The sequence below is a fragment of the Streptomyces sp. NBC_01591 genome, assembly GCF_035918155.1.
Classification (GTDB): domain Bacteria; phylum Actinomycetota; class Actinomycetes; order Streptomycetales; family Streptomycetaceae; genus Streptomyces.
This window is the reverse complement of sequence record NZ_CP109327.1, coordinates 7,551,159-7,567,152: the sequence shown is the minus strand read 5'-3', so window position 1 is coordinate 7,567,152 and position 15,994 is coordinate 7,551,159. Positions and strand designations below refer to the sequence as shown.

Below are 15,994 nucleotides of genomic sequence, written 5' to 3'. Positions count from 1 at the left end.
GAGGCGCGGACCGCACCTCCGGTACCGCCGGTGGTCCTACTTGCGCAGCGCCGCCAAGTTGTCGTAGCCGATCCGCGCATGGTTCAGGGACTGCGCGGGGACGGTCGAGCTCGGCGCGTTGTCCTGCTCGACCATCGGGTTGTGGTAGTTCTTCGCCCCGACGCGGCGGAAGAACGTCCGGTAGTCGATGACCCCGGTACCGAAGGGGACCATGTCGTAGCCATTGCCGCTGGTTGTGTTGACGATGCCGTCCTTGGCGTGGAACAGCGGGTAGCGCTTGGTGTTGCAGCGGACCAGTGCCGCCGGGTCGAAGATGTTCTCCTGCTGCGATCCGTCGTGCGCGGTGTAGGTGTGGAACTTGTACTGAGCGACGTGCGCCCAGAAGATGTCCATCTCCAGCCATACGGACTTCGGGTCGGTGACCTGAAGGAAGTACTCGAGCTTGCGGATGCCGGAGCTGCGGGTGGGGCGGCCCTGTGCGTCCAGCGGACCGCCGTCGAGCAGGAAGCCATAGGCCGCGTCGTGGTTGTGGGTGTACAGCTTGATGCCCGCGCCCTGAGCGATCCGTCCCAGCGTGTTCCACTTGTCGGCCGCCACGTCCCAGTCGGCACGGTAGGCGCTGCCGGTGGGGTCGCCACCGGTGCCCATGTGTTCCATGCCGAGGATGTTCGCCATCTCGAGGTGGCGCTTGAACTGGTCCAGGTCGCTCTGGTCCAGCGGCCAGGATGACGGGATGAAGCCGTGGTTGCCCTGGGCGCGCAGACCGTAGTCGTCCAGCCACGAGCGCAGCAGCTTCGCGCCTTCCACCGATTCGAGGTTGCTTCCGCCGGGTGCGTTGGCGTGCTGGCCGTACCCGGCGAACTCGACCTGCTGGTAGCCGTAGCGGGCCAGCTCCCTGAAGACCTCACGGAAGCCCGAGGGAAGGTCGGTGCTGAGTGGATCCCGGCCCGTGGCGTCGCGCACGGTGTACAGGATGATTCCTCGTCGCTCCGCCGGGACCAGAGCCTGGCCGACGCCCCGCTCCCTGCCGGAGGAGGTCTGGGCGAGGGCCGGCGAAGCGCCGAAGGCGGGCGCGGCGATCGCCGCTGCCGCAGCAGCCGTGCAGGTGCTCAGAAAACGGCGGCGGCTGACGCCGAGGCTGCGGCGCAGGTCGCCGTCCGTTCCGGGTTCGTCGTTGTACGCGATCACGGTCTCTCTCTTTCTCGAAGATGCTCGAAACGCTGTGCACGAACCGATCTCATGCGAGGCCGGCAAGCGTGAGGAGCAAGGACTTCACTTCGGTGGCCCGGACGGGGCCGGTGAACGCGTGGGGGGTGGAGCACAGGATGAGCGGACCTTCTTCGTCGCTCTGCGGAAGGCGGCCGTGGCTGCCGCGAATAGGTGACGGGTCCAGCGGCACGACCGCCATGCGGTAGCGCATGCCCAGCTTCTTGCGGGCGACGGCCGTGGCCGCCTTGACCCGGACGTACGGATCCTGGGGGTCCAGGAAGAGTTCGACGGGGTCGTAGCCGGGTTTGCGGTGGATCTCGACGAGCTGCGCGAAGTCGGGCGCGCGGGCGTCGTCGAGCCAGTAGTAGTACGTGAACCAGGCATCCGGGTCCGCGACGGCGACCAGCTCGCCCGAGCGCGGGTGGTCCAGGCCGTGTGCCTTCTTGCCCTCGTCGTCGAGGAGCTGCTCGATGCCCTGGAGGTCCTGGAGTGCACCGCGGGTGGCTTCGAGGTCCTCGGGGCTGCGTACGTAGACGTGGGCGAGCTGGTGGTCGGCGACGGCGAAGGCGCGCGAGGCCATCGGGTCGAGGTACTCCATGCCGTCCTGGGTGTGGACCTCCAGGAGGCCGGCGCGGCGCAGGGCCCGGTTGATGTCGACGGGCCGGTCGACGCGGGTGATGCCGTATTCGGAGAGGGCGACGACGGTGCGGCCTTCGCGGCGGGCGTCGTCCAGGAGGGGGGCCATGGCGCGGTCGAGTTCGGCCGCGGCCCGGTAGGAGCGCGGGTCGTCGGGGCCGTAGCGCTGCAGGTCGTAGTCGAGGTGCGGGAGGTAGCACAGGGCCAGGTCGGGGTGGCGAGTGTCCAGGATGTGCCGGGTCGCGTCGATGATCCACTGCGAGGAGACGAGGTCCGCGCCGGGGCCCCAGAAGTGGAAGAGGGGGAATGTGCCGAGTTTCTCGGTGAGTTCGTCGTGCAGGGCGGGCGGCCTGGTGTAGCAGTCGGGTTCCTTGCGGCCGTCGGCGTAGTAGACGGGGCGCGGGGTGACGGTGATGTCGGTGTCGGCGCCCATCGCGTACCACCAGCAGATGTTGGCGACGGTGTAGCCGGGGTGGGCGCGGCGGGCGGCGTCCCAGAGTTTGTCCCCCGCGACCAGTCCGTTGTGCTGGCGCCAGAGCAGGACCTCGCCGAGCTCGCGGAAGTACCAGCCGTTGGCGACGATGCCGTGCTCGGCGGGGGTGGTGCCGGTGAGGAAGGTGGACTGGGCGGCGCAGGTGACGGCGGGAAGGACCGTGCCGAGGGGGGCGTGGGTGCCGGACTGCCCCAGGGCCTTCAGGCGCGGCATGTGGTCGAGGAGGTGTGGGGTGAGGCCGACGACGTCGATGACGAGGAGAGGGGTGGGTGTCATGGGCCCGGTGGGCTGCTCGGCTGTGGTCATGGGAGCTCCTTGAGGCCGAGGTCGACCAGGAGGTCGCGGGCGAGGGTGAGTTCGGCGGCGATGCCATCGGCGAGCTGGGTGCGGGTACGGGGGCGCAGCGCGGCGGGGAGCGCCTGCCAGGTGTACGTCTCGACCTCCAGGTGCCTGGTGAGGGGGCATGCGCCGCCCACCAGTCGGGTCAGTGCGGAACGGAGCACGGGAAGGGTGGAGGTGAGCGGTGGTGCGGGGGGTGCGTGCAGGGGGACGTGGAAGTGGGCGCGCCAGGGGGCTCCGTCCGGCAGGGCCCGGCCGGTGACGGCCTCGTGGAGGTCGTCGGTGCCGCGCAGCCCGGCGGCGGTGCCGGTGCGGGTCTGGTGCAGGAAGCGGGGCTCGGCGAAGGCGGCGAGTGCGGCGCGCACCTCGGGGAGGTGGGGGTGTTCGGCGTGCAGGGCGGCGGAGAGCTGTGCCTTCGCGATCGGGATGCCCGCCGCGCCGAGCGCGTCGACGGCGGCGTCGGGGTCCTCGAAGGAGGTGGCCAGGTGGCAGGTGTCGATACAGATGCCGATGCGTGGGTGTCCGACGGCGGTGAGGGGGGCGATGGCGTCGGCTGTGGTCTCGACCGTGCAGCCCGGCTCGGGTTCGAGGCCGATGCGGATGGACTTGCCGGTGAGTTCGGCGAGTGCGTCGAGGCGTTCGCCGAGGGCGGTGAGCGCGGTGTGTGCCGTACGGGCCGCCTCCGGGTCCGAATCGAAGGGCGTGCGCCAGGCGATCGGGAGGGTGGAGATGGTTCCTTCGGTTACGTCGTCGGGGAGCAGGCCGGTCAGGAGGCGGGCGAGATCGGTGGTGTGGGCGAGCCGCTCCGGGTCCGTCCAGTCCGGCTTGTACACCCGGTACTTGACCTCGTCGGCGCCGAATCCCTCGTACGGGAAGCCGTTGAGGGTGACGACCTCCAGGCCGCGGCGGTCCAGTTCGGCGCGCAGGGACCGCAGCTCGGCCGGGTCGTTGATCAGGGTGCGGGCCGCGTCCCTGGCGAGCCAGAGGCCGATGCCGAGCCGGTCTCGGCCGAGGCGTTTGCGGACCGGTTCGCAGTGGTCGCGCAGTTGGGCACGGACGCCGTCGAGCGTCTCGGCGGGGTGGACGTTGGTGCAGTACGAGAGGTGGACGGTGGAGCCGTCGGGGTGGCGGAAGCGCATCGCCTCACTCCCCGCCGCGCAGGATGGAGTTGCCTTCGTGGAGTGGTTCCGGCGCCGCGGTGTCGAGCTGGAGCCGTCCGCTCTGCCCGTAGAAGGCGACGGGGTTGCGCCAGAGCACCTGGTCGACGTCGTCGTCGCTGAACCCGGCGGCGAGCATCGCGTCGCCCACCTTGCGGGTCTTGAGCGGATCGCTTCTGCCCCAGTCGGCAGCCGAGTTGACCAGGACCTTCTCGGTGCCGTGGATCCTGAGGATCGCGATCATGCGGTCCTCGTCCATCTTGGTGTCGGGGTAGATGGAGAAACCTGCCCAGCAGCCGCTGTCCCTGGCGTCCTTCACGGTCGTCTCGTTGAGGTGGTCGAGCAGGACCCGCTCCGGGGGAAGGTGGGATTCGCGGATGACGTCGAGGGTGCGGTGCAGCCCGGCGAGCTTGTCCCGGTGCGGAGTGTGCACGAGGGCGGGCAGGCCGTGGTCGGCGGCGAGCTGGAGCTGGGCGGCCAGCGCGGTGTCCTCGGCCGGGGTCATGGAGTCGTAGCCGATCTCACCGACGGCGACGACGGAGTCCTTGACGAGATAGCGGGGCAGGGCGTCCAGGACGGGGTGGCAGCGCGGGTCGTTCGCCTCCTTGGGGTTGAGGGCGAGCGTGCAGTGGTGGGCGATGCCGTACTGGGCGGCGCGGAAGGGTTCCCAGCCGAGCAGGGCGTCGAAGTAGTCGAAGAAGCTGGCGGGCGAGGTGCGGGGCTGGCCGAGCCAGAAGGAGGGTTCCACGAGGGCGCGGACGCCCGCGTCGTACATCGCCTGGTAGTCGTCCGTGGTGCGGGAGGTCATGTGGATGTGCGGGTCGAAGATACGCATCAGGACTCCTCCGTGGGGGCGACAGCGCCGGGGGTGGTGAGTTCGAGGACGCGGGTGAGGTCTTCGGGGACGCTGCGCCCCGCTGCGATGCGTTCGGCCGCGAAGTCGCCGAGCATGCGGGCGAGTTCGGCGTCGCCGCGGGCGCGCCGGGCCAGTCCGTCGACGGCATCGATGTCGACCCCGGTGAAGAGACACTTGAGAATCGCGTGGCGCCAGTTGTGCGGATCGAGATGAGTGGCGGTGTACGGGCCGACGGCCGCGGCGACCAGCCGGGTGTCATTGGTGCGCAGGGCGTCCTCGACGAGCGGAAGGGCGGTGGGGCCGAGGTCCAACCGGTGCAGGGTGAGCAGGACGGCTCGTCGTTCGGCGGCAGTGCCCTGTTCGTAGAGCCTGGTCAAGGCGGGCAGTGCGGCTCGGGCCTCGATGAGCAGCAGGGCGCGTACGGAGTCGGCGTGTTCGAGTCCGCAGTGCCGGCCGGCCGCGGCGTAGCGCAGTTCCCACGGCGGGGCGGCGTACGGTCCGCCGGGCGGTTCGGTGTCCTGGTGGGAGGCGGCGTGCTCCGCCTCGGCGAGCGCCTCGTCGAGCCAGGCGCGCGCGGCTCCGCCGAGCTGTGCGTCGAGTTCCTTGCGGGTCAGCAGCGGGGTGTTCGTCGGGGCCATCGGCATGGCGTCGCTCCCTTCGGCGTTTCAGCGGCTCGACGGACTGTGGCCCGACGGACTGTGCTTGCGGAGGAACTCGATGGAGGTGCGGGCGAGTTCGGGGCCGGCGTGGGAGTGGCGGGGCAGTTCGACGACGGTGAGGCCGCGGTAGCCGGTGTCCGAGAGGGTGTCGAGTGCTTCGAGTACGGGCGGGAAATCGATCTCGCCCTCGCCGAACGGGAGGTGTTCATGGACGCCGCGGCGCATGTCCTCGATCTGGACGTGGCGCAGCCAGGGCGCGGCCTCACGGATGCAGTCGACGGGCAGGGCGGGTTCCAGGCACTGGCAGTGGCCGATGTCGAGGGTGAGTCCGAGCGGTGCCGGATCTCCGCTGAGGACCCGCAGATGGTGGAAGTCGGCGAGGTTGGCGAGGAGGTGTCCGGGCTCGGGTTCGATCGCCAGGGAAATGCCGGACCGGTCGGCGGCCTCCAGGACCGGGGCGAGGCATTCAGTCAGCCGCTGCCAGGCGGTGTCGGGGGTGGTGTCTGGTGGGGTGATGCCGCTGAAGCAGTGCACGGCGTGGGCGCCGAGGTCGGCGGCGATGCCGACGGCCCGTACGAGCAGCCGGGTGCGGGCGGCGCGGGCGTCCGGGTCGGGGTCGAGGAGGGACGGACCGTGCTTGCGGCGCGGGTCCAGGATGTAGCGGGCACCGGTCTCGACGGTGACGCCGAGTCCCAGCTCCTGGAGCCTGGAGGCCACGTGGCGGGTGCGGGCGGCGAGGTCGGGGGAAAGGGGGTCTAGGTGCATGTGGTCGAGGGTCAGGCCGACCCCGTCGTACCCGAGGTCGGCGAGGAGCCCGAGGGCGTCGTCCAGGCGGAGATCGGTGAGCCCGTTGGTGCCGTAGCCGTAGCGGATCGTCATGTCGGGCTCACCTTCCGGGCGAGGTTGCGGGCGATCGGTACGAGTCCCATGACGGCGAGCCCCGTGCCGACCGCTCCCGCGCGGGCTGCGAGGGCGGCCTGGAGCGGGATCATCGCCCGGATGCCGCCGCCGACGGCGCGCTGGGTGAGCGGTGGGGACGGGTTGAGCGCGGCGTGGAGGAGGGGGACCGCGGCGGTCCGGAAGTAGGAGCCGGTGAGCGCGGTGCGCACGAGACCGGTGGCGGTGCGGGTGGGGGTTGCCGGTGAACGGTGCGAGGGGTGCGGCCGGGGCGACTCGTCCTGCCCGCCGCATCCCGTGGGCGGGTCCGTCTCCCGGTCTCCGCGCCGCCCGCGCTGTTCGTGCACGGCCGCTGCGCCCAGTGCGGCGACGGCCGCGAGCGCGGCGAGGGGTGCGGTGGTGGATCCGCCGTGCGCCTCGTGCCGGGAGACGGCGGTGACGGCGTAGGTGTGCGCACCCAGCAGACCGGCGGCCGGAAGGGCGCCGCGAACAAGGCCACGCGCGGCCGGGTCCGAGCCCGGCCCCGGCCTCGACTGCCACCCCGCCCCCGGCGCCGCCCCCGGCCCCCGCCCCGGCCCGGGCCCCGTCCGCTTCGTCGCCCCGGTGGCGGTGGCTCCGAGGAGCAGGTCCAGCCCGCGAGCCGCGGCCATCGCCGCGGGCCCAGCCGGGGTGTGCTTCAACCGGAGGTCGTAGGCCCACACGGTCGCCGCCAGCCCCGTGGCCACCGCGAGGGCCGGGCGGCCGGCCCGGGCGGCGAGACCCAGCCCCGCGGCCGTCAGCGCGCCCGCCGCCGCGAGGGCCGCACCGGGTGCGATCCGGCCCGAGGGGATCGGCCGGTGCGGGCGGTCGATGGCGTCCTCTTCGCGGTCGGCCCAGTCGTTGAGCGCCATGCCCGCCTCGTACAGGCAGAGCGAGGCTCCGACGGCGAGCACGCTTCCGCGGTCGGGTCGCCGGCCGCTCGCCGCCGCCCCGGCCAGCGCGTCGCCGGGGACGGTGAACAGCGCGGACACCCGTAGCAGTTCCGCCCAGGCGCGTACCGTCACCGTTCCCCCCGCAGTGTCTCGGCGAAGGCGAGCAGCGCCAGGTACTGCTCGAAGAGCGCGGCCGGGCCGCCGTCCGGGTCCTTGAAGTAGAAGCCGAGCTGGGGCAGGGGGCCGCTCATGCCCTGCTCGTGGGCGCGGGCCACCAGCCTGGCGAGGTCCAGGACGAGGGGCGCGGCCAGTGCCGAGTCGCAGCCCTGCCAGGTGGTCTGGAGCACCATCCGCGCGCCGAGGAATCCGTCGAACGCGATGTGGTCCCAGGCGGTCTTCCAGTCGCCGAGGGCCGGTACGTCGTCGATGTGGACCTCGCCCTCCGGCGCGGTGCCCAGTGTGTCGGCGAGGACGCGTTCCTTGCCGGCGTTCTTGGCGGCCGCCGCGCCCGGGTCGGCCAGCGCCGCTCCGTCCCCGCCGCCCAGCAGGTTGGTGCCCGACCAGGCCCGGACGGGCAGGGCGCGTTGCACGAACATCGGGGCGAGCACGGAGCGGAGCAGCGTCTGGCCGGTCTTGCCGTCGCGGCCCGCGTGAGGAAGTCCGCAGCCCGCGACGGCGTCCTGGAGGGCGGGGGTGCGCAGCCCGGTGGAAGGGGTGAAGTTGATGTAGGGGCAGCCGGCCCGCAGCGCCGCCGCCGCGTAGAGCGAGCTGGCGGGCAGCCTCTGTTCGCCGGGGTCCGGGACGGGTTCTGTGGATGCCACGTTGATGACGACCGTCCTGGCCAGGCCGTGCCGGTGCGCGAAGTCGGTGAGATCGGTGGCGAACGCGGTGATGAGTTCCTCGTCGCTGCGGGTGTCGCCGGGCAGTGGCCCGCCGGGCCGTATCCCGGCATCCGCGGCCGCGAGTTCGGAGTGCACGGCCGAGGGCAGTCCGTGCGGCAGCACTCCCCCGGCCGCCAGCGCCTCGGCCCGCTTCGGCAGCGGGCAGCCGGCCGTGTCGTGTCCGCCGAAGACGAGTGAGCTGAGTGCGGGCAGCCCGCTGTCGGTGAAGGGCGGGGTCTCGGTGACCATGCCTGCCCCCGGGTGGAGCCCTGCCGCGACCGCCGCGCACCCCGCGGTGGCGGTGGCGGCGACGGAGCCGCGTGCTCCGATGAACCAGACTCCGGTACGTACGGCGGGTGCTGACACGGGCTGCCTCCCTGGCTGGGGGTGCTGGCTGGTCGGTACGAGTGGCACTGCGTACGAGTGGCACTGTGCGACGAGGGGGAAAGGACCGGCCGGTGACGGCGGGCGGGGACGATGCCTGCTCCCCCACCCGCCGTCGCCGCGGTGGGCGCCCTACGCCGAGGGCAGTTCCTTCAGCTCGATGTTGCGGAACGACACATGGTCATTGGCACCGTGGTTCTGGATACCGATGTAGCCGCTCTTCAGGCTCCGTACCGGATCGGTGTTGGTGAAGTCGTTGATCTTCACTCCGTTGAGGAAGACCTGGAGACGTTCGCCCTGGACCCTGATCTCGTAGCTGTTCCACTGGCCGGGCGGCCGCAGGACCTGGTCACGGGCCTTGGCGTTCGCCGCCTTGAAGGTGTAGACGGAGCCCGTGGTGCGGTCGGGCGCGTCGCTGGCGTCGATCTGGACCTCGTAGCCGTTGTTCACCGCGGACCAGGGGTCGTCGGACTCCGGGAAGCCCACGAAGATGCCGGAGTTGTCGTCGCCCTGCATCTTCCAGTCGAGCTTGAGCGAGTACGAGCCCAGCTCCTTGGCCTGGTAGGTGAGCAGGCCCATGCCGCCCTCGGAGCGGAGTTCACCGTCGACGACGTCGAACTTCCCGGGGCCCGCCTGCTTCCAGCCTTCGAGCGTCTTGCCGTTGAAGATCGACCGGTAGCCGGTGTCGGGCCTGCAGTCGGCCTTCACCTGACCGGCCGCGTACCGCATGCCGCCGAGGAGCAGCTTGCGGAAGGCCGGTTCGGCGTAGGACTCCTTGGTGTGGCCGAGGCCGGTGTAGAAGGAGCGGCCGCCCTGGTAGGTCTGGCACCAGGTGATGGGGTGGTCGCCCTTCATGGTGCCGCCGGTGTAGGTGGTCTCGTCGAGTGTGGCGAGGACCTTGGCCTGACTGCGCGGATTGGTGCGGTAGTTGTACCACTCGTCGGTGCGGTTCCATTCGCCGTCGAGGTGCGCGGTGGCCGGGTGGTCGTGGTCCTCGACGCGGACGGTGGCGGGCTGGATGGCGGGGTGCGAGGAGAAGTGCGCCCCGACGAGTCCCCCGTAGAACGCCCAGTCGTACTCGGTGTCCGCCGCCGCGTGGACGCCCATGTAGCCGCCGCCGGTGGCCACGTAGTTCTCGAAGGCCTTCTGCTGGTCGGCGTCGAGGACGTCACCGGTCGTCGAGAGGAAGACGACGGCGTCGTAGCGGGCCAGGTTGCTGGTGGTGAACTGGCCGGCCGTCTCCGTGGCGTCGACGGTGATGTTGCTGTCCTTGCCGAGTTCCTTCAGCGCCGCGATGCCGTCGGGAATCGCGTCGTGGCGGAAGCCGGCCGTCTTCGAGAAGACCAGGATCCGCTTGGCGGTCTTGTCGGGGGCGCTGTTGGAGAGCTCGAAGTCGTCCACGTCGTAGAGCGCTCCGGCCCCTCCCTTGAAGACCAGGAAGAGTTCGGTGGACGTCTTCGGGACTCCGCGCAGCGGTACGTCGATGTCCTGGAAGTTGTCCCAGGCGCCTGTCACCGGGACGGGTGCGGAGCCGAGGATCTTGCCGGTCGGCGAGCCGGTCCGGACTTCGAGGAAGCCGCCGGCGCCGCCGGAGGAGATCCGCGCGGTCAGCTTGGTGGAGCCGGTGAGGAGGTACGGCTTGAAGGAGATCCAGTCGTCGTTGTGGATGTCGCCGACCGTCTTGCCGCCGTGGGCGGTCGCCTTGTTCTGCGGTGCGACGCCGTGGGAGTCGCCGTAGTGCTCGGCCTGCCGGTGGCGCGGCTGGAGCTCGGACTGGTCGTGGCCGGACAGGGGGGCCTGGCCGCCTCCGCCGCCGTCCGTGTACGAGGCGTCGATGACACCGAATATGTTGGCGTTGGGGTCGTGCCCGCCGTCCATCTCCGTCTTGATGGTGCCGGTGCAGCCGTGCGCCGAGGTGATGGGGTGGCCGTGGCTGTCGTGTCCGAGGATGAAGCGGACCTCGACCTTCGAGCAGTCGATGGTTCCGTCCTCGGGGTCGGTGACGGTCACCTTGAACGGGATCTCGTCGCCGAAGGAGAACAGGTGTCCGTCACCGGGGAGTTCCAGCTTCACCTTGGGAGCGGTGTTGCCGACCGTGACATGGACGTTCGCCGAGCCGGTGCGGCCGGTGGGGTCCTTGGCGGTGACGGTGGCGGTGTAGGTGCCGTTCTTCTTGTACGTGTACGTGGGATTGGCCGCGGTCGATGTGCCGCCGTCACCGAAGTCCCAGCTGTAGCTGAGCGTGTCTCCGTCGGCGTCGGTGGTTCCGGCCGAGGAGAAGGCGACCTTGAGGGGTGCGGTGCCCGAGGTCTTGTCGGCGGTCGCCTCGGCGATCGGCGAGCGTCCGCCGGTGGCGTTCTCGATGCGGTAGAGCGCCGAGTTCTGGTCGCCGCCGAAGTAGCCGGTGCCGTAGTCCAGGACGTACAGCGCGCCGTCCGGGCCGAAGGTCATGTCCATCACCTGGGTTCCCGACCACGGGAAGGCGTTGATGGACTTCACCGTGCCGTCGGTGTCCTGGTCGATGCGCTTGATCCAGCGTCGGCCGAACTCACCGGCGAAGAAGTTGCCGTCGTAGGCCTCGGGGAACTTCACGGGCGAGTCGAGGGCGGCGTCGTAGTGGTAGACGGGTCCGCCCATCGGGGACTCGGAGCCGCTGCCGAACTCGGGCACGGACCCGCCGTCGTACGGGATCCAGGCGGGCTGGGCCGGCGGCAGGTCGACCAGCCCGGTGTTGTACCGGGAGGTGTTCTTGGGGGCGGCGCAGTCGAAGGCCGCACCGGAGGTCTTGGTCGCGAAGTCGTAGTCGACGAACGGGTCGTTCTTGCCGGTGCAGAACGGCCAGCCGAAGTTGCCGGCCTTGGTGATGCGGGCGAATTCGACCTGACCGCCCGGTCCGCGCTTGGGGTCTGCCGCACCGGCGTCGGGCCCGTAGTCACCGACGTAAACGATGCCGGTGGGCTTGTCGACGGTGAGGCGGAACGGGTTGCGGAAGCCCATCGCGTAGATCTCGGGGCGGGTCTTGTCCGTGCCCGGGGCGAAGAGGTTGCCCTCGGGGACGGTGTACGTGCCGTCGTCGGCGACCTTGATGCGGAGGATCTTGCCGCGCAGGTCGTTGGTGTTCCCGGAGCTGCGGCGGGCGTCGAACACGGGGTTGCGGTCGGGCCGGTCGTCGATCGGGGTGTAGCCGTCGGAGGCGAACGGGTTGGAGTCGTCGCCGGTCGACAGATACAGATTGCCCTGCGCGTCGAAGTCGATGTCGCCGCCGACATGGCAGCAGATGCCGCGCGAGGCCGGGATGTCGAGGACCTTCTTCTCACTGGCGGTGTCGAGCGTGCCGTCCTCCTTGAGGACGAAGCGCGAGAGCCGGTTCACTCCGTCGAACTTGGCGAAGTCGGCGGCGGTGCCGTTCTCGGGGGCGTCGCCGGACGGGGTGTCCAACGGGGGTGCGTAGTAGAGGTAGATCGCCCGGTTCTTGCTGAAGTCCGGGTCGACGCCGACGCCCTGGAGGCCTTCCTCGTCGTGGGAGTAGACGGGCAGGACACCGGCGAGCGTGGTGTCGCCGCCGCTGTCGGTGAGCCAGAGCTCGCCGCCGCGCGCCGTGTGCAGGACGCTGCGGTCGGGGAGCACCGCCAGTGTCATGGGCTCGCCGGTCTCGGCCGCGCCCTTGGCGAGGGTGACCTGCTGGAATTCGTCTGCCGCCGCATCGGTGGCGGCCGGCGAGGACGGTCCCGTAGCGGCTGCTCCGGGGGTGGCGCCCAGGGCCAGGGTGGCCGCGGCGAGCAGCCCGCCGGTGAACAGGGCGAGGGATTTGCGGACGCGGAGCCGTGTTCGGCTCCTGTTTCGGGTTGTGGTTCTGTGCACGAGTGTCCTCCGGAGAGTGCCGGTTGTACGGGCGGGGTGCTGCCGTGCGTTCTGCGCGGGGACTGCCGCGCGGGTCGTCCGGGGTGTGTGGGACACCGGCGACCGAGTCATGTCATGTACACGTCGTGGACCGTAGACCTGTTCGTCCGGGACGGAAAGCCCTTGCACAGCGGTCCGGTCGAACTTTTTCCTGTGCCAGGACAAAGCGGGACGAGGGCAGGGGTGGGCCCGGGACGGCCGCGGAGCACTCCCGCGGCCCACCCGGCCTCGGCGCTCTCCCCGGACCGGAGGCCCGGGGACCCGCCACCCCTGACGGGGAACCGTCAGTCGCCACCCCCGAACGCCGCGTCGAACGACGCCGACGGCGGATCGAAGTCGTACCGCTTCAGCGTGGCCAGCGCTTCCGGCGCACCCGCCAGCCGGTCCATCCCCGCGTCCTCCCACTCCACGGAGACCGGCCCCTCGTAGTCGATGGACCGGAGCATCCGGAAGACGTCCTCCCAGGGCACGTCACCGTGCCCGGCCGAGACGAAGTCCCAGCCGCGCCGTGGATCGCCCCAGGGCAGGTGCGAGCCGAGCCGGCCGTTGCGGCCGTCGAGGCGCTTGCGCGCCTCCTTGCAGTCCACGTGGTAGATCCGGTCCCGGAAGTCGTACAGGAAGTTGACCGGATCCAGGTCCTGCCAGACGAAGTGGCTCGGGTCGAAGTTCAGCCCGAACGCTGCCCGGTGGCCGACGGCCTCCAGCGCACGATGCGTGGTCCAGTAGTCGTACGCGATCTCGCTGGGGTGCACCTCGTGGGCGAACCGCACGCCCTCCGCGTCGAAGACGTCCAGGATCGGGTTCCAGCGCTCGGCGAAGTCCTCGTAGCCCCGCTCGATCATGTGCGGCGGAACCGGTGGGAACATCGCGACCAGGTGCCAGATGGACGAGCCGGTGAAACCGATGACGGTACGCACCCCGAAGGCGGCGGCCGCCCGCGCGGTGTCCTTGATCTCCTCGGCGGCCCGCCGGCGGACCCCTTCGGGTTCGCCGTCGCCCCAGATGCGCGCGGGCAGGATCCCCTGGTGCCGCTCGTCGATCGGGTCGTCGCAGACGGCCTGGCCGACGAGGTGGTTGGAGATCGCCCAGCACTTCAGCCCGTACTTGTCGAGCAGCTGCCGCCGGCCGTCCAGATAGCCGGGGTCGGCCAGCGCCTTGTCGACCTCGAAGTGATCGCCCCAGCAGGCGAGTTCGAGCCCGTCGTAGCCGAAGTCCCGGGCGTGCCGGCAGACCTCCTCCAGCGGCAGGTCGGCCCACTGGCCGGTGAAGAGTGTGAAGGGACGGGGCATGAGTGGGGCCTCCTAGAGAGCCACGGGGGTGTGTACGGAGTTCTTCTCGGCGCTCTCCTCCACCGCTGCGAGCACCCGCTGCACCTGCAGTCCGTCGGCGAACGACGGTGCGGGGGCGGTCCCTTCGGCGATCGTCCGCACCAGGTCGCGGGCCTGGTGGACGAAGGTGTGCTCGTAGCCGAGGGCGTGGCCCGGCGGCCACCACGCCTCCAGGTAGGGGTGTTGGGTTTCGGTGACGAGGATGCGCCGGAATCCTGCTGTGGCGGCGGGTTCGGTGTGGTCGTGGAAGGACAGTTCGTTGAGCCGTTCCAGATCGAAGGCGAGCGAGCCGCGCTCCCCGTTGATCTCCAGCCGCAGCGCGTTCTTCCGCCCGGCCGCCATCCGGGTCGCCTCGAACGAGGCCAGCGCCCCGGAGGCGAGCCGGCCGGTGAACAGGGCCGCGTCGTCGACGGTCACCGCTCCTCGCGCCCCCGCGTCCGCCGCTCCGGAGAGCCCGGCCGAGGGGCCCGCGAGCCGCGGCCGTTCGCGTACGAACGTCTCGCTGACCGCCGACACCCCGACCAGCGGCTCCCCCGCCAGATACTGGGCCAGGTCGACGATGTGCGCCCCCAGGTCGCCGAGCGCGCCCGAGCCGGCGCGTTCCCGCTCCAGCCGCCAGGTGAGCGGCGATTCGGGGTCGACGAGCCAGTCCTGGAGGTAGGCGGCGCGGACATGGCGCAGGGTGCCGAGCCGTCCCTCGGCGATCAGCTGCCGGGCGTAGGCGATCGCGGGCACCCGGCGGTAGTTGAAGCCCACCATCGCGACCTGGCCGCGGGCCGCCGCGCGCTCCGCGGCCTCGGTCATCGCCTCGGCCTCGGCGACCGTGTTGGCGAGCGGCTTCTCGCACAGCACGTGCTTGCCCGCCTCCAGGGCGGCGATGGCGATCTCGGCATGGCTGTCCCCGGGGGTGCAGATGTCGACGAGTTGCACATCGTCCCGGGCGATGAGGGCGCGCCAGTCGGTCTCGGCCGCCGCCCAGCCGTGGCGGGCGGCCGCCGCGTCGACCGCCGCCCGGTCGCGTCCGCAGATCGCGGCGAGAGCCGGTCTCATCGGCAGCTCGAAGACGTGTCCCGCGGTGCGCCAGCCCTGCGAGTGGGCGGCGCCCATGAACGCGTATCCGACCATGCCGACTCCGAGCACCGGCACACTCGTCGCCGGCCGGTGCGTCGGCGGCGCTGCGGCCTCCTGATCCGTCTCTTCCCTACGGGCCATCGGGGCTTCCTCCTCGTCGGTCGTTCGATGGGTGCGGCAGGAGGGTCAGCACCCTCCTGCGGGGCGGATCAGCTGAAGCCCGTCGGCAGGTACTGGTCGATGTTCTCCTTGGTGACCACGGCCGAGTAGAGGGTGAGACTGGTCGGGATCTCCAGCTCGGCCAGGCCACCGACGCCCTTGCCCTGGGCCAGCGCGCGGGCCAGGTCGATGGCGGACGCGGCCATCGTCGGCGGGTAGAGAACGGTGGCCTTCAGGACACTGTTGCCGGCCTTGATGGCGTCCATCGCGGACTTTGCCCCGGCGCCGCCGACCATCAGGAACTCGTCACGTCCCGCCTGCTGGATGGCGCGCAGCGCGCCCACGCCCTGGTCGTCGTCGTGGTTCCACAGCGCGTCGATCTTCTTCTGCGCCTGGAGGAGCTGGGCCATCTTCGCCTGGCCCGACTCGACGGTGAAGTCGGCGGCCTGACGGGCCACCAGTTTGATGTTGGGGTAGTTCTTCAGCGCGTCGGCGAAGCCCTGGCTGCGCTGCTTGGTGAGCTCCAGGTTGTCGATCCCCGCCAGCTCGACGACCTTGGCGTCCGCCTTGTCCTTGAGCTGTTCGCCGATGTACGTACCGGCGTTGAGGCCCATGCCGTAGTTGTCGCCGCCGACCCAGCAGCGGTAGGCCTGCGGGGAGGCGAAGATCCGGTCCAGGTTGACGACGGGGATGCCCGCCCGCATGGCTTCCAGGCCGACCTGGGTGAGCGCCTTGCCGTCGGCGGGGAGGATGACGAGGACGTCGACCTTCTTGTTGATGAGGGTCTTGACCTGGCCGATCTGGGCGGCGGTGTCGTTGGAGCCCTCGGTGGACTCCAGTGTCACCTCGGAGTACTTGGCCGCCCGTGACTTGGCGTTCTCGTTGATGGCGTTGAGCCAGCCGTGGTCGGCCTGCGGACCCGCGAAGCCGATCGTGACGGGCTTGCCGGGCTTGTCGTCGGCGGCGGGTCCGGTGTTCTTGGCGGTGTCCTCGGTCTTGGGGTCGTTGCTGGTGCAGGCGGTGAGGAGGGCGCCCGCGGAGACGGCTGCGGTGCCGAAGAGCAGTCGTCTGCGGCTGGTTTCTGGCATGGCTGTCGTACCCTTCATCCGGTGCG

At 70.9% G+C, this 15,994-nt stretch carries 12 protein-coding genes; all 12 read right to left on the bottom strand.

Annotated elements, in window-relative coordinates; translation table 11 throughout:
• Nucleotides 1-36 precede the first annotated feature (36 nt).
• The 12 genes from OG978_RS35065 to OG978_RS35010 all read right to left on the bottom strand — a co-directional run bounded on the left by OG978_RS35065 (nucleotide 37) and on the right by OG978_RS35010 (nucleotide 15,968).
• Nucleotides 37-1,188: a sugar phosphate isomerase/epimerase family protein gene (locus tag OG978_RS35065; protein WP_326769077.1), complete on the bottom strand. Its 1,152-nt coding sequence runs from the start codon at nucleotides 1,186-1,188 to the stop codon at nucleotides 37-39.
• 49 nt (nucleotides 1,189-1,237) lie between these two features.
• Nucleotides 1,238-2,644, bottom strand: coding sequence for a nucleotide pyrophosphatase/phosphodiesterase family protein (locus OG978_RS35060; RefSeq protein ID WP_326769076.1), 1,407 nt, complete (start codon nucleotides 2,642-2,644; stop codon nucleotides 1,238-1,240).
• Nucleotides 2,641-3,816 carry a metabolite traffic protein EboE gene (gene eboE / locus OG978_RS35055; RefSeq protein WP_326769075.1) on the bottom strand — a complete coding sequence of 392 codons (1,176 nt, stop codon included), beginning with the start codon at nucleotides 3,814-3,816 and terminating at the stop codon, nucleotides 2,641-2,643. The genes OG978_RS35060 and eboE overlap by 4 nt, the downstream gene beginning before the upstream one ends.
• A 4-nt stretch (nucleotides 3,817-3,820) precedes the next feature.
• On the bottom strand, nucleotides 3,821-4,669 hold the full coding sequence (locus OG978_RS35050; RefSeq protein WP_326769074.1) for a TatD family hydrolase: 849 nt from the start codon (nucleotides 4,667-4,669) through the stop codon (nucleotides 3,821-3,823).
• A complete protein-coding gene (locus OG978_RS35045) occupies nucleotides 4,669-5,334 on the bottom strand; it encodes an EboA domain-containing protein (RefSeq protein WP_326769073.1) in 666 nt (221 codons plus the stop codon). The genes OG978_RS35050 and OG978_RS35045 overlap by 1 nt, the downstream gene beginning before the upstream one ends.
• A gap of 21 nt (nucleotides 5,335-5,355) precedes the next feature.
• Nucleotides 5,356-6,228 carry a sugar phosphate isomerase/epimerase family protein gene (locus OG978_RS35040; protein ID WP_326769072.1) on the bottom strand — a complete coding sequence of 291 codons (873 nt, stop codon included), beginning with the start codon at nucleotides 6,226-6,228 and terminating at the stop codon, nucleotides 5,356-5,358.
• Nucleotides 6,225-7,289, bottom strand: coding sequence for an SCO3242 family prenyltransferase (locus tag OG978_RS35035; RefSeq protein WP_326769071.1), 1,065 nt, complete (start codon nucleotides 7,287-7,289; stop codon nucleotides 6,225-6,227). Before OG978_RS35035 ends, OG978_RS35040 begins: the two co-directional genes overlap by 4 nt.
• Entirely contained in the window at nucleotides 7,286-8,404 is a 1,119-nt protein-coding gene (locus OG978_RS35030; protein ID WP_326769070.1) for an inositol-3-phosphate synthase, read from the bottom strand. The genes OG978_RS35035 and OG978_RS35030 overlap by 4 nt, the downstream gene beginning before the upstream one ends.
• Nucleotides 8,405-8,554: 150 nt before the next feature.
• Nucleotides 8,555-12,283 (bottom strand): ThuA domain-containing protein, encoded by a 3,729-nt coding sequence (locus OG978_RS35025; RefSeq protein WP_326769069.1) that lies wholly within the window; start codon nucleotides 12,281-12,283, stop codon nucleotides 8,555-8,557.
• Nucleotides 12,284-12,606: 323 nt separating this feature from the next.
• A complete protein-coding gene (locus OG978_RS35020) occupies nucleotides 12,607-13,611 on the bottom strand; it encodes a sugar phosphate isomerase/epimerase family protein (RefSeq protein ID WP_326769068.1) in 1,005 nt (334 codons plus the stop codon).
• A 12-nt stretch (nucleotides 13,612-13,623) separates the two neighbouring features.
• Nucleotides 13,624-14,862, bottom strand: a complete 1,239-nt coding sequence (locus OG978_RS35015; RefSeq protein ID WP_326769067.1) for a Gfo/Idh/MocA family protein — start codon at nucleotides 14,860-14,862, stop codon at nucleotides 13,624-13,626.
• A gap of 68 nt (nucleotides 14,863-14,930) precedes the next feature.
• A complete protein-coding gene (locus tag OG978_RS35010; protein WP_326769066.1) occupies nucleotides 14,931-15,968 on the bottom strand; it encodes a substrate-binding domain-containing protein in 1,038 nt (345 codons plus the stop codon).
• Nucleotides 15,969-15,994 lie beyond the last annotated feature (26 nt).